Here is a 12301-nt window from a genome sequence, read left to right on the forward strand (position 1 = left end):
AAATCCTGTATGACGCTTGAACGGCGGGGGGCATGGTGGCAAGGCGCGCGCCAGCCGCGCCAGAGCAACAAGGACCGTCCCCCGCCATGCCCGACAAGATCAACCGCGTCGTGCTGGCCTATTCGGGCGGCCTCGACACGAGTGTGATCCTGAAGTGGCTGCAGCAGACCTACGCTTGCGAAGTGGTGACCTTTACCGCTGATCTCGGCCAGGGCGAGGAGCTGGGGCCGGCGCAGCGCACGGCCGCGCTGATGGGGGTTAGGCCCGAGCATATCTTCATCGACGATTTGCGCGAGGAATTCGTCGCCGATTACGTTTTCCCGATGATGCGCGCCAACGCGCTCTACGAAGGGCTGTACCTGCTCGGCACGTCGATCGCGCGGCCGTTGATCGCCAAGCGCCAGGTCGAGATCGCGAGCGCGGTGGGGGCGGACGCGGTGGCCCACGGTGCGACCGGCAAGGGCAACGACCAGGTTCGGTTCGAGCTCGGCTATTATGCGCTCGCTCCCGACATCAAGGTGATCGCGCCGTGGCGCGAGTGGGATTTGACCAGCCGCACCGCGCTGATCGAGTTCGCCGAGAAGAACCAGATCCCGGTGCCGACGGACAAACGCGGCGAAAGCCCGTTTTCGACCGACGCCAACCTCCTCCACACATCGAGCGAAGGAAAGGTTCTCGAGGATCCGTGGCAGGAAGTGCCCGGCTATATCTATTCGCGCACCGACGATCTGCTGGCCGCGCCGGATAGGCCTGAGGAAATCACGATAGAATTCAAAGGTGGCGACGCGGTGGCGGTCAACGGCGAGGCGCTGAGTCCCGCGGCGCTGCTGACCAAATTGAATGCGCTGGGCAAGCGCCACGGGATCGGCCGGCTCGACCTAGTCGAGAACCGCTTCGTCGGGATGAAAAGCCGCGGCATGTACGAGACGCCGGGCGGGACGATCTATCATGCCGCCCACCGGGCGATCGAGCAGCTGACCCTCGACCGCGGCGCCGCGCATTTGAAAGACGAACTCATGCCGCGCTACGCCGAGCTGATCTACAACGGCCTCTGGTTTTCGCCCGAGCGCGAGATGCTGCAGGCAGCAATCGACCACAGCCAGGCCATGGTCGACGGGACGGTGCGGATGAAGCTCTACAAAGGCGCGGTGCACATCACCGGGCGTAAGTCGCCGAACAGCCTTTACAGCGAGACAGTGGTGACCTTCGAGGATGATGGCGGCGCCTACGACCAGCGCGACGCGGAGGGCTTTATCAAGCTGAACGCGCTGCGCCTGCGGCTCCTCGGACGGCGCGACCGCGCTTGATCCCGACGCCTCACCTGGTCGCCGACGAGGCCGCACCGGCACCCGCGCCCAAGGGTGCGCCGCGGCCGTGGTGGGAAGGACGGCCGTTCGTCGTGGCCATGATCCTCCTGGCGTTCGTGCCGCTCCTTTGGCCGTCGATCCCGCCGCTGGTCGATGTCGGCGGTCATATGGGACGCTACAAGGTCGCACTCGACGGGGCGAACAGCGCAGCGCTGCAGCAATGGTATCAATTCCACTGGTTGCCGATCGGCAACCTGGGGGTCGACCTGCTGGCGGTGCCGCTGGCCAAGTTGATTGGGCTCGAAGCGGCGACCAAGCTGATCGTCATGTCGATCCCGCCGATGACCGTCGCGGGCATGTTGTGGGTCGCGCGCGAAGTTCATAATCGCCTGCCACCGACGGTCGCCTTTGCGCTGCCGCTGGCGTTCGGACATCCATTCATGTTCGGCTTCGTCAATTTCTCCCTGGCGATGGCGCTGGCGCTGCTGGCCTTCGGGCTGTGGCTAAGGCTCGGACGGCTCGACCGGATACGCCTCCGCGCGATCCTGATGGTCCCGATCAGCTTCGTCATCTTCTTCGCCCACACCTTCGGCTGGGGGACGCTCGGCCTACTGTGCTTTTCGGCCGAAGCGGTGCGACAGCATGATCGCGGGCGCAGCTGGTGGCTGTCGGGACTGCGCGCGGCCTATCATGCGCTGGCGCTGGCGCTGCCGGTGCTGGCGATCGTGTTGTGGCGGACCGAGGCAACCGGCGGCCTTACCCAGCGCTGGTTCGACTGGGCGTTCAAGTGGGAGTATCTGCTGCGCATGTTCCGCGATCGGTGGGAGACGTTCGACATCGTCTCGGCCGCAATCGCGCTGGCGGTGCCGCTATTCGCGCTGGTTCACCCGCGGCTGACGCTGTCGCGCAACCTTGCCTTCTCCGGGCTGGTGCTGGCGCTAACCTATGTGCTGCTTCCCCGCGTCGTGTTCGGTTCGGCCTATACCGACATGCGGCTGGTGCCGTTCGCGGTGGCGATCTTCATCCTCGCTATCCGCTTCAAGGCCGAGACGCGATTTCCGCTGGCCAGCTGGCTCGCGGTCGCGGCGGTCGGGTTCATGGTGCTTCGGCTGGGCGGGACCACTGCCAGCATGGCCATTGCCGGGGCCCGCCAGAATGAGCAACTCAAGGCCCTCGACCATGTGCCGGTGGGGTCACGCGTCGCGGTGTTGGTATGGGACCGGTGCAGGCAATGGGCGCTCAGGCGTTCGGATCATCTCGGCGCGATGGCGACCGTGCGGCGGGACGCTTATACCAACGACCATTGGCCGATGGCGGGGTCGAGCATGATGGTGGTCGACTATCCGGCCGCCGGCTGGTTTCAGCGCGATCCATCGCAAATCGTCCGAGATCCCGGCTGCCGGTTCGAAGGCTGGTCGGTCGAGCGGGCGCTCGACCACCTTCCCGCGCCGGCGTTCGACTATCTGTGGTTGCTTGATATGCGTCCGATCCCGCCCAAATGGACGCAAGGCTGGCGGCCGGTGTGGTCGGGTGAAGGCTCGCAGCTGTTCAGGCGCGAGCCGTTGGACCAGGACGCCGAAGCACCGCCACCAGCGAAACGCCGAACGGCAGCGGTACCCGCCCGATAAGCGACCGCTCCAGCCCGAACAGCGTGTCGAGGGTGCGATTGACCAGCGGTCCGGGCATGGCGTCGTCGCTATTCTGGTCGCCGCGCAGCCGGCCGATGAAGCGCGCCGCGGCGATCGGCGGGAACAACAGGCTGTTGAACGGCGACAGCAGCTCGATCGCGAACCCGGCCGCGCGAGCCAAGGCGGCGATCTCGCGTTTGCGATAGCGGCGATGATGATGGTGGGCGACATCGTGCGCGCTCCACATCCAAGGATTGGCGGGGACGGTTACCAGCAGCGCGCCGCCCGGTTTCAGCCGTTCGAAAATGGCGGCGAGCGAGGCCTTGTCGTCTGCGACATGTTCGAGCACGTCGAGCAGCGCGATAAGGTCGTAGGACGCGGCCGGGAACATCGACAGGTCGGGCAGCGCGGCTTCCTCAACCGGCTTGCCCAGTCGCTCGCTGGCGAGCTCGCGTGCTACGGGATCGAGCTCGCTCGCCTCGATCGTGCCGAAGCGCGACAGCATGGCAAGGTTGTGGCCGGTGCCGCAGCCGACCTCGAGGATGCGCGCGCCGGCGGGCGGGCGGACGATCCGCTCGATCAGCCCGTCGAGGATGCGGCGGCGCGCGGCGAACCACCAATGGTTGCGGTCGAGCGCCGCCATTTGCTCGAACACCTTGCGCTCCATCAGTCGGCGCCGATCTTTTCGCGTACCACATAAAGCGGTCGCGCTTTGGTTTCGGTCAGGATGCGGCCGACATATTCGCCAAGAACGCCCAAAGAGAGCAATTGCAGACCGCCGAGGAACAGCACCGCGACCATCATCGAGGCGTAGCCCGGCACTTCGATGCCCGAGGTCAGCGTGCGGATGATGATGAAGATGGCGTAGCCGAGCGCGCCGAGCGCGACAAACGCGCCGAGATAGCTCCAGATGCGCAGCGGAACGGTCGAGGCCGAGGTGATGCCGTCGATCGCCAGCGTCCACAGCTTCCAATAGTTGAATTTGGTGCGGCCGACCTTGCGCTCCTCGCGGTGGTAGCTGACCGCCGCCTGGCGAAATCCGGCCCAGGCGAACAGGCCCTTCATGAAGCGGTTGCGCTCGGGCATGCGGCGGATGACGTCGACCACGCGCCGGTCGAGCAGGCGGAAGTCGCCGGCATGCTCGGGGATCTTGTCCTGGCTCAGCCAATTATGGGCGCGATAGTAAAGGTCGGCAGTCAGCCGTTTGGGCAGGCTGTCGGTCTCCCGATTGTCGCGCACCCCATACACCACGTCAAATCCATCGCGCCACTTGGCGATCATCGGTGGCAGCACTTCGGGCGGGTCCTGCAGGTCAACATCGAGCGGCACCACCGCACTCCCCCGCGCCGCATCGAGCCCGGCCGACAGGGCGGCCTCCTTGCCGAAATTGCGCGACAGCGACAAGCCGCGGACGCGGGTGTCGGCGGCGTTCGCCTTGCGAATGATTTCGAGCGTGGTGTCCGAGCTGCCGTCGTCGATGAACAATATTTCGAACGAACCCGCCACCGGATCGTCGAGGGCTTCGAGCACAGGCACCACCCGCGCCAGAAATGGACCGATCGCTGCTTCCTCGTCCCTGACCGGAACGACCAGGCTGAGTTCGACGGTGGTCATGCGGGGGGACTCATGAATAGACGAAGCGGCGGTGGAGCCAGAAGGTCAAGAGCGGGGTCACGAAAATCATCGGGATGGTCGGCCACCAAGTTGGGCCGTGCAGTTGCTTGACCAGCGTCCAGATGAAGCCCTGGTTGACCAGGAAGCCAAGGATGTTGACGGCAAGGAAGCGGCCCATGCGCGCATGATGGCGGTCGCGCGCGCCATGATCGCGGAAGCTGAACGCGCCGTGGGCAACATAGCTGACCGCCGAAAAGAACAGGAAGACGATGGTCAAGCTGATCATCGGGTCGACCGACAGATATTCGCTGATCGCCCAATAGCTTGCGGCGACCGCCAAAGTGATGGCGAAGCCGGCGAAGGCATAGCGCGCCAGCTGGAACAGCATGGCGCGGCGCTCGGCGCCGATCGAGTGGAGGGCCGAAGAGAACATCGGCTTGCTCTCTAGTGGCTTGCCGCTAGGACACAATCTCGAAAAGCGGGGCGGGCGGGCATGATCAGCGACGATCGGGTGAAGCAGGAATTCGGTCGGCTGGCCGAGTTATTCGATCGCCGCTGGCGCCTAGTGATCGTCGTCCTATGGCTGACTTATGCCGCCTGGATCATCTTCAGTCGCTGGGCGGCGATCCGCGGCTTCGCCCTGCCCGACACCGACGATAATCTGCGGTTGGCCGAGGTTCGCGCCTGGCTGGGCGGACAAGGTTGGTTCGACCTTCGCCAGCATCGTTTCGACCCGGTCCATGGCGGGGCCAATATCCACTGGTCGCGGCTGGTCGATCTGCCACTCGCCGGTCTGATCCTGCTGTTCAAGCCGCTGGTCGGCGGCGCCGGCGCTGAGCGGGTCGCGGTCACCGTTGCGCCGCTTCTGCCGCTGACCCTGCTGCTGTTCTCGCTGGCGCTGACGACGAAGCGGCTGGTCGGCGAGCGGGCGTGGCCGCTGCCAGTGCTCGGCATGCTGTGCGCCTATTCGACCCTCGCCATGTTTTCGCCGCTGCGCATCGACCACCACGGCTGGCAACTCGCGCTGTTAGGGTTGGCAGTGACGGGCATGGCCGACCCGCGCCGAGCGCGCGGCGGGGCGGTAACCGGCGTGGCAACGGGCCTATCGTTGACGATCGGGCTGGAGATGCTGATCTATCTGGCGCTGCTTGGCGGGGCGAGTGTGTTGCTGTGGGTGTGGCGGCGCGATCAGCGGCGGCGGCTGGCGGCCTATGCCGCGGCGATGGTTGCCTCGACCGGCGCCGCCTTCCTGCTGTTCGCGTCGAATGACAACCGGCAGGCGGTGTGCGATGCACTGTCGCCGGTGTGGCTGAGCGACGCCGCGGTCGGGGGCGCGGTGATGCTGGGCCTCGCCTGGCTCAAGCTCGATGGGTGGAAGGCACGGCTGGGCGCAGCGGTCGCGGGCGGCGCGATGGTGGCCGGATTCCACACGCTCGCCTGGCCGCACTGCCTGTCGCGGCTCGAAGGCGTGTCGCCTGCGGCGACCGCCCTGTGGCTCGACCATGTGCGCGAGGCGCGACCGTTCTACCGGCACGGGTGGCGGGTGGCGACGATCGTTATGGCACTGCCGGCGACCGGCCTCATCGGCTGGGCGCTCCTCTTTTGGCGAGCGTGGAAGCGTGGCGGCGAACCGCACGACTTGCTTCCCCGAACCCTGGCCGTGGCGCTGCCGTCGATCGCCGCGCTGGTCCTGCTGTTCTGGCAGGTCCGGACCGGTCCGGCGGCGCAGATGCTGGCGTTGCCGGCGGCGACCGCGCTGATCGTGCTGGTTGCGGGGCCTTGGCTCAACTCGCCCAAGCTGTGGCTGCATGCGGTGGCCATCCCGTTGGTGCTGCTCGGGTTCGGGGCGCTGATCCCGCTGATCATTCAGGTTGTGCCGCAGGAACAGACCAACAAAGCGTCCAAGCGAGTGTCAGGCGCCGATCGCCGTTGCCCCTCCCTGGCGGCGCTGGCGGCGGTGCAGCGACAGCCCAAGGGCGTGGTGTTCACCTTCCTCGATCTCGGCCCGCGGCTGATCGTCGCCACTCATCACGACACCATAGGCGGGCCCTATCACCGCAACGACCAGGCGATCGCCGACGTGATGACCGCGTTCCGCGGCGACGCGAGCCAGGCCCGGCGGATCATCACCGAATATGGCAGCGACTATCTGCTGGTCTGCCCCGACATGTCGACCGCGACGATCTTCATGGCCGAAGCGCCCAAGGGGTTTTACGTTCAGTTGGCCAAGGGCCAGGTGCCCCCGTGGCTTCAACCGATCGACCTTGGCAAGGGTTCGCCCTTCCTGATGTGGCGGGTGGTGCGTTAGCCTGCGAGCCCCGGCAGGCTGCGCTCCAGCCCGTCGAGCACGAACTGGGCAGCAAGCGCGGCCAGGATCACGCCGAGGAGGCGGGTGATCATCGCCTCCAGCTTGGCCCCGATCAGCTTCATCAGCGGACCCGCGGCGAGCAGCGCGGCCAGCGTCAGCAGGATCACCGCGGTCATCGCGGAAAGGACGATGAGGCCCGGGATCGTCCCGTCGGCTCGCGCCGACAACAGCATGATCGAGGCGATCGAGCCCGGGCCGGCGATCATCGGAATGGCCATCGGGAACACTGAAATATCGTCGGCTTCGGGTGTGCCTTCAATTTCCCGGGCGCGCTCCTCGCGCTTCTCGGTGCGTTTTTCGAACACCATTTCCAGAGCAATGATGAACAACATGATCCCGCCCGCCAACCGGAATGCGCTCAGGCTGATGCCCATGGTGCTGAGAAGCGGCTCGCCGAGCAGGGCGAAAAAGACGAGGATGCACCAGGCCACCGCCGCCGAGCGGACCGCCATCTTGCGGCGATGGGCAAGATCGGTGCCGCTGGTCAGCGATGCAAAGATCGGCGCGCACCCCGGCGGATCGATGATCACCAGCAAGGTGACGAACGCCGAAGTGAACAGTTCGATCATTTCGGCGGGGCGGCAACGCGCTGGTCGAGCACCGTCACATAGCGCCGGCCGTTCCATTGCTTCGCCTGGAAGTGGCGAGCGCCGTTGACGGCGACCGTCCATGACCAGCTAAGCGTGCCATCGGCCGATCGACCCTGCCCGGCATCGGCCGGCGGCTTTCCCGCGATCCGTTCGATTGAGGGCGTGATTGCGGCATAGACAGCGCGCAGCCGGGCAAGTCCGGTGCATGTGGCGCGCCGGACGAGCGGCCGGACCGGGCGGGCAAGCGGGGCCTTCAGCGTGTCGCCGCCATCCATGCTCCACTTCCAGCCGCCATCCTTCTGCCGCGACCAGACGGTGGTAAAATAGCCGTTCTGGCCCGCCGCGTTACGCGACGGACCGGTGTTGACCGCGAGGTTGCTGTCGCAAGACACGAAGCTGCGCGCTGGCCACCATATGACCGATCGCGGCGGATCCTTGCGGCCCTCCAGGAAATCCTGGGCCCAAACCGTCTGCGGCGTGAACATCACCGCTGTTGGTTCGGCATATTCGCGAAAGGCAGTCCACTGGCCAACTTTTTGCGCACGTGCGGCGAAAGCACGTTCCGCATCGATTGCGGTCGGCGTGGCGGCGGCGGCAAGCAACAAGGCGGCGATCATAGGCTTTTCCCATAGCTAAAATTCTCGCGCCGGGCGGCGGAGACGAAGGTGTTACGTAGTAGACAGGCGATTGTCATTGGTCCGACCCCGCCCGGGACCGGGGTGATCGCACCGGCGACGTCGCTGGCCGAGGTGAAATCGACGTCGCCGACCAGGCGTCCTTCGATGCGATTGATGCCGACGTCGATGACGGTCGCGCCGGGTTTGAGCCAGTCGCCCCTGACCATCTGCGGCTTCCCGACCGCGGCGACGACGATGTCGGCCTGGCGGACAACGGCGGGCAAGTCTTTCGTGCGGCTGTGGGCGATGGTGACGGTCGCGCTGTCACCGAGCAAGAGCAGCGCCAACGGCTTGCCGACTATGTTCGAGCGGCCAATGACAACGGCCGATTTGCCCGACAGATCGCCAAGCTCGGCGCGGAGCAACTTGAGGCAGCCGAGCGGCGTGCAAGGAACGAATCCGTGTAGCCCGATCGCAAGCCGCCCGGCGTTGACGGGTGAAAAGCCGTCGACATCCTTGTCGGGGTCGATGCGGGTGATGACCTTGTTGGCGTCGATCTGCGGCGGCAGTGGTAGCTGGACGAGGATGCCGTCGACCGCCGGGTCGGCGTTCAGGCGATCGACCAGCGCAAGCAGATCGGTCTCGCTGGTGCCGGCCGAAAGGCGGTGCTCGAAGCTCTCCATTCCGGCCTCGACCGTCGCCTTGCCCTTGGCGCGGACATAGACGGCGGAGGCGGGGTCGTCGCCGACCAGCACCACCGCGAGGCCCGGCGCGCGGCCCTCGGCAGTTCGGAACCGGGCAACCTCGGCGGCGACCTCGCCGCGAAGGGCGGCGGCGGCGGCCTTGCCGTCGATGATTTTCGCGGTCACGTCAGCGTCGGGCCCGCTTCAAGCGCGAGGCCGGCATTGACCTTGCGCAAAATCTGGATCGCCAGGATCAGGACGATCGGCGAAAAATCGATCCCGCCGAAGTCGGGCATGATTTTGCGGATTGGACGGTACAGCGGCGCGGTGATCCGTTCGAGCACGTCGAGCAGGGTGCGGACGAACCCCGAACTGGTGTTGATGACGTTGAACGCCACCAGCCAGCTGACGATGACCTGGGCGATGATAATCCACACCAGGACTTGAAGGATCATGTCGATGATCGAAAAAAGCGCGTAGAGCATGGACGCTCGTCTAGCGGGCGCGCTCCTGGCGCACAACGACTGTTAAGGCGGGATTGTTACGGGGCGAAGCGGTTGCGTTGCGCCTCTGCCAGAATCAGCGCGAAATCGCCCGCCGGGTCGGTCCATTCGGCGAGCGGGGTCCAGCCCCCGGCCAGCAGCAGGAGACGGGCGCCGCGTGGGCCATATTTGTGGCTGTTCTCGGTGTGAATGCTCGCGCCCTTGGCGAAAGCGAAGCGCTGCCCGTCGATCTCGAACGCGACATCGCACTGCGCGACGAGATGCATTTCGATGCGCCCTTTCATGTCGTGCCAGCGCGCTTCGTGAGCAAATGCGTCGACGGGAATGTCGGCCTCGAGCTCGCGGTTGATCCTGCGCAGAATGTTCAAATTGAACGCGGCGGTGACGCCCTCGGGATCATCATATGCCGCGATCAAGCGCTCGACCGGCTTAATCCGGTCCATCCCAATCAGCAGCTTGGCGCCGGTGCCGAGGATATGGCGAAAATGGCGCAGCAGGTCGGTCGCAGTACGGGGAATGAAGTTTCCGATCGTCGATCCAGGAAAGAAGCCCAGCCGCGGCAGCCCGTCGATCGCGGCGGGAAGCACGACCTGCTTAGTGAAATCCGCCTCGACCGGGTGGACCGGGATACCGGGGAATTGGGCGTCGACCCGCGCGGCGCTCTCGCGCAAATAGTCCCCTGAAATGTCGATCGGGACATAGGCCCGGGGCTTCATTGCGCTGAGCAGCAGCGGGGTTTTGGTCGAGCTGCCCGACCCGAACTCGACGATCGCGCCGCCAGCGCCGGCGAGTGCAGCGATTTCGCCCATCTTAGCTTCGAGCAACGCGGTCTCGACGCGCGTCGGATAATAGCTCGGTAACCGAGTGATCGCGTCGAACAATTCGGAGCCGCGCAGATCGTAGAGCCAGCGCGCGGGTATTGCCGGGGTCAGCTCGGCGAGACCCGCGAGCACGTCGCCGCGAAACGCCGGATCGACCTCGTCAACGATCTTGAGCAAGGCGGACTCCGGTGAACTGCCAGCGCGCGGCGGGCGGGAAGAAATTGCGGTAGCTCGCCCGGCTGTGGCCGCGCGGGGTCGCGCAGCTTGCGCCTTTCAGGACGAACTGCCCGCACATGAACTTGCCGTTATATTCGCCGACCGTGCCCGCTTCGGTTACAAATCCGGGGTAAGCGAGATAGGCCGACTGGGTCCATTGCCAGACGTCGCCGAAGGGGCCGCCGCCGGGGCGGGGCATGATGGGGGCGGCCCGGTCCAGCTGGTGGCCATCGCGCGGGTCGGCGCTTGCGAAGGCGCTCTCCCATTCGGCTTCGGCCGGCAACCGAGCGCCGGCCCAGCGGGCAAAAGCATCGGCCTCGTAATAGCTGACATGGGCGACTGGCGCAGCGGGATCGCGCGGCCGGCGGCCGGCGAGGGTGAAGTGGGTGCCGTCGTCGTGCCAATAGAGAGGGCCCGCAATGCCTTCGCGCACGACCCAGTCCCAGCCCTCGCTGAGCCACAGCGCGGGCGTGCGATAGCCGCCATCGACGATGAATTCGGCCCATTCGCCGTTGGTCACACAGCGGTCGGCGATGGCATGAGGATGGAGCAGCGCCTGGTGGCGCGGCCGCTCGCAATCGAAGGCGAAACCGCCGCCGCTACCGATCTCGACCAGCCCGACGCAGCCCTCGATCCAGCTTAGCGGCGGCGTAGTCGCCGCAGGCGCGGGATCGAAGTCAGCATAGGCCGGCTCAAGCGGATTTTGGGCGAAGGTGGCTAAGATGTCGGTGAGCAGCAGCTCCTGGTGTTGCTGTTCATGCTGGATGCCGATTTCGACCAGTGCTGTCGCTTCGGGCGGAAGCGCGGGAAGTGCCTTGGCGAGGCTCGCATCGACCGCGCCGCGCCAGTCGCGCACCTCGTCAAGGCTGGGGCGGCTGATCATGCCGCGCTTCGGCCGTGGATGACGATCGCCCTCGCCTTCATAATAGCTGTTGAACAGATACGGCCAGCGCTCGTCGTGGAGCCGATAACCCGGGACATGATCGCGCAGCACGAACGTTTCGAAAAACCAGGTCGTGTGGGCGAGATGCCATTTGGCGGGTGAGGCGTCGGGATGGGGCTGGATGGTCGCATCGGCGTCGCTCAACGGTGCGGCGAGGTCGAGCGTGAGCGTCCGAACCGCGGCGAGGCGCGCCGCAAGCGTATCGTCTAACTGTTTCGTGTAGCGCCGGGTTGCCACAGCACGTCGCCTCCCTCCGATGCCGCCACCCAACGCGCGGCGACGAACAAATGGTCCGACAGGCGATTGAGATAAGCAAGGGCGTGCGGGTTGACCTGCTCATCCGTGCCCAGCGCGACCGCGGCGCGTTCCGCGCGGCGAACGGTGGCGCGGGCCAGGTGCAGCTGCGCGACCGCCATTGACCCGCCGGGCAGGATGAAGCTGGTCAGCGGCGACAGATCGGTGTTCATCGCGTCGATCTCCTCTTCGATCCTGGTCACCTGCCGAGCGACGACGCGCAGTGCATGTTGTTCGAAATCGGTTCCGAACGGAGTGGCAATGTCGGCGCCAAGATCGAACATCTCGTTCTGAACCCGGCGCAGGCCAGTCGCGAGATCGCCGTCTGGCAGCGCGGCGATGGCGACGCCGATCGCGCTGTTGGCCTCGTCGACCTCGCCGATCGCCGCCATGCGCGGGCCGGCCTTGCTGACGCGGCTGCCGTCGACCAGCCCGGCGCTGCCCTCGTCGCCGGTGCGCGTGTAGATTTTGTTGAGCTTGACCAGGAGTTTTAGCCCTTGCTCAGCCCCGTCCGCCGCTGGCGAGGGCAAGAATGGCGATGACGATGACGATTGCGATGCCCTGATAGAGGACACGCCTTTGCATATATTTCTGCTGGATTTCGCCCGATGCGTCCTTGCCGTTGGCCATGGCGATCACTCCGCGGACAAGGACATAGGCAGTCGCGCCCATTGCGACGACGAGGGCGATGATGAGGAGGATGTTCATGACGGCTCC

General features: G+C 65.9%; 14 protein-coding genes. 3 read left to right on the top strand and 11 right to left on the bottom strand.

Annotated elements, in window-relative coordinates; translation table 11 throughout:
* Positions 1–86: 86 nt before the first annotated feature.
* Together H0W65_RS03830 and H0W65_RS03835 are read left to right on the top strand one after the other, a co-directional pair.
* Entirely contained in the window at positions 87–1307 is a 1221-nt protein-coding gene (locus tag H0W65_RS03830) for an argininosuccinate synthase (protein WP_294004057.1), read from the top strand.
* Positions 1304–2935: a hypothetical protein gene (locus tag H0W65_RS03835; protein WP_294004060.1), complete on the top strand. Its 1632-nt coding sequence runs from the start codon at positions 1304–1306 to the stop codon at positions 2933–2935. The genes H0W65_RS03830 and H0W65_RS03835 overlap by 4 nt, the downstream gene beginning before the upstream one ends.
* On the opposite strand, the gene H0W65_RS03840 is transcribed toward H0W65_RS03835, so the two are convergent.
* Genes H0W65_RS03840 through H0W65_RS03850 form a run of 3 tightly spaced genes read right to left on the bottom strand, consistent with a single transcriptional unit; the run spans position 2856 to position 4982 of the window.
* Positions 2856–3602, bottom strand: coding sequence for a class I SAM-dependent methyltransferase (locus H0W65_RS03840; protein ID WP_294004062.1), 747 nt, complete (start codon positions 3600–3602; stop codon positions 2856–2858). The two genes, H0W65_RS03835 and H0W65_RS03840, sit on opposite strands and share 80 nt — an antisense overlap.
* The gene (locus H0W65_RS03845) at positions 3602–4549 is read right to left on the bottom strand and encodes a glycosyltransferase family 2 protein (protein ID WP_294004065.1); all 948 of its coding nucleotides are present in this window, start codon (positions 4547–4549) and stop codon (positions 3602–3604) included. The genes H0W65_RS03840 and H0W65_RS03845 overlap by 1 nt, the downstream gene beginning before the upstream one ends.
* A gap of 10 nt (positions 4550–4559) precedes the next feature.
* The gene (locus H0W65_RS03850) at positions 4560–4982 is read right to left on the bottom strand and encodes a GtrA family protein (RefSeq protein ID WP_294004068.1); all 423 of its coding nucleotides are present in this window, start codon (positions 4980–4982) and stop codon (positions 4560–4562) included.
* Positions 4983–5042: 60 nt separating this feature from the next.
* Between H0W65_RS03850 and H0W65_RS03855 the strand changes: the two genes are divergently transcribed.
* Complete coding sequence (locus H0W65_RS03855) at positions 5043–6857, top strand: AcrB/AcrD/AcrF family protein (RefSeq protein ID WP_294004070.1); 1815 nt, start codon at positions 5043–5045, stop codon at positions 6855–6857.
* On the opposite strand, the gene H0W65_RS03860 is transcribed toward H0W65_RS03855, so the two are convergent.
* From H0W65_RS03860 to H0W65_RS03895, 8 genes are read right to left on the bottom strand one after another with little or no spacing between them, the layout of a single operon-like run.
* A complete protein-coding gene (locus tag H0W65_RS03860; RefSeq protein WP_294004073.1) occupies positions 6854–7486 on the bottom strand; it encodes a MarC family protein in 633 nt (210 codons plus the stop codon). The genes H0W65_RS03855 and H0W65_RS03860 overlap by 4 nt on opposite strands.
* Positions 7483–8124: a hypothetical protein gene (locus H0W65_RS03865; RefSeq protein ID WP_294004076.1), complete on the bottom strand. Its 642-nt coding sequence runs from the start codon at positions 8122–8124 to the stop codon at positions 7483–7485. Before H0W65_RS03865 ends, H0W65_RS03860 begins: the two co-directional genes overlap by 4 nt.
* On the bottom strand, positions 8121–8993 hold the full coding sequence (gene folD / locus H0W65_RS03870) for a bifunctional methylenetetrahydrofolate dehydrogenase/methenyltetrahydrofolate cyclohydrolase FolD (protein ID WP_294004079.1): 873 nt from the start codon (positions 8991–8993) through the stop codon (positions 8121–8123). The genes H0W65_RS03865 and folD overlap by 4 nt, the downstream gene beginning before the upstream one ends.
* Positions 8990–9292 (bottom strand): YggT family protein, encoded by a 303-nt coding sequence (locus H0W65_RS03875; protein ID WP_294004082.1) that lies wholly within the window; start codon positions 9290–9292, stop codon positions 8990–8992. Before H0W65_RS03875 ends, folD begins: the two co-directional genes overlap by 4 nt.
* 56 nt (positions 9293–9348) lie before the next feature.
* The gene (egtD, locus tag H0W65_RS03880; RefSeq protein WP_294004085.1) at positions 9349–10308 is read right to left on the bottom strand and encodes an L-histidine N(alpha)-methyltransferase; all 960 of its coding nucleotides are present in this window, start codon (positions 10306–10308) and stop codon (positions 9349–9351) included.
* Entirely contained in the window at positions 10292–11527 is a 1236-nt protein-coding gene (gene egtB, locus H0W65_RS03885; protein ID WP_294004087.1) for an ergothioneine biosynthesis protein EgtB, read from the bottom strand. Before egtB ends, egtD begins: the two co-directional genes overlap by 17 nt.
* On the bottom strand, positions 11497–12069 hold the full coding sequence (locus H0W65_RS03890; protein WP_294004155.1) for a cob(I)yrinic acid a,c-diamide adenosyltransferase: 573 nt from the start codon (positions 12067–12069) through the stop codon (positions 11497–11499). The genes egtB and H0W65_RS03890 overlap by 31 nt, the downstream gene beginning before the upstream one ends.
* 16 nt (positions 12070–12085) lie before the next feature.
* A complete protein-coding gene (locus tag H0W65_RS03895; RefSeq protein ID WP_294004090.1) occupies positions 12086–12292 on the bottom strand; it encodes an HIG1 domain-containing protein in 207 nt (68 codons plus the stop codon).
* Positions 12293–12301 lie beyond the last annotated feature (9 nt).

Origin of the sequence: Sphingomonas sp., assembly GCF_013816785.1 — a bacterium.
In the GTDB taxonomy this organism is placed as follows: Bacteria; Pseudomonadota; Alphaproteobacteria; order Sphingomonadales; family Sphingomonadaceae; genus Sphingomicrobium.

Excerpts from the sequence above, each read along its gene's own strand:
- H0W65_RS03840 (WP_294004062.1), bottom strand. The coding sequence starts at position 3,602 with ATGGAGCGCAAGGTGTTCGAGCAAATGGCGGCGCTCGACCGCAACCAT.
- H0W65_RS03830 (WP_294004057.1), top strand. The coding sequence starts at position 87 with ATGCCCGACAAGATCAACCGCGTCGTGCTGGCCTATTCGGGCGGCCTC.
- H0W65_RS03865 (WP_294004076.1), bottom strand. The coding sequence starts at position 8,124 with ATGATCGCCGCCTTGTTGCTTGCCGCCGCCGCCACGCCGACCGCAATC.
- H0W65_RS03850 (WP_294004068.1), bottom strand. The coding sequence starts at position 4,982 with ATGTTCTCTTCGGCCCTCCACTCGATCGGCGCCGAGCGCCGCGCCATG.
- H0W65_RS03855 (WP_294004070.1), top strand. The coding sequence starts at position 5,043 with ATGATCAGCGACGATCGGGTGAAGCAGGAATTCGGTCGGCTGGCCGAG.
- H0W65_RS03860 (WP_294004073.1), bottom strand. The coding sequence starts at position 7,486 with ATGATCGAACTGTTCACTTCGGCGTTCGTCACCTTGCTGGTGATCATC.
- H0W65_RS03845 (WP_294004065.1), bottom strand. The coding sequence starts at position 4,549 with ATGACCACCGTCGAACTCAGCCTGGTCGTTCCGGTCAGGGACGAGGAA.
- H0W65_RS03875 (WP_294004082.1), bottom strand. The coding sequence starts at position 9,292 with ATGCTCTACGCGCTTTTTTCGATCATCGACATGATCCTTCAAGTCCTG.
- H0W65_RS03895 (WP_294004090.1), bottom strand. The coding sequence starts at position 12,292 with ATGAACATCCTCCTCATCATCGCCCTCGTCGTCGCAATGGGCGCGACT.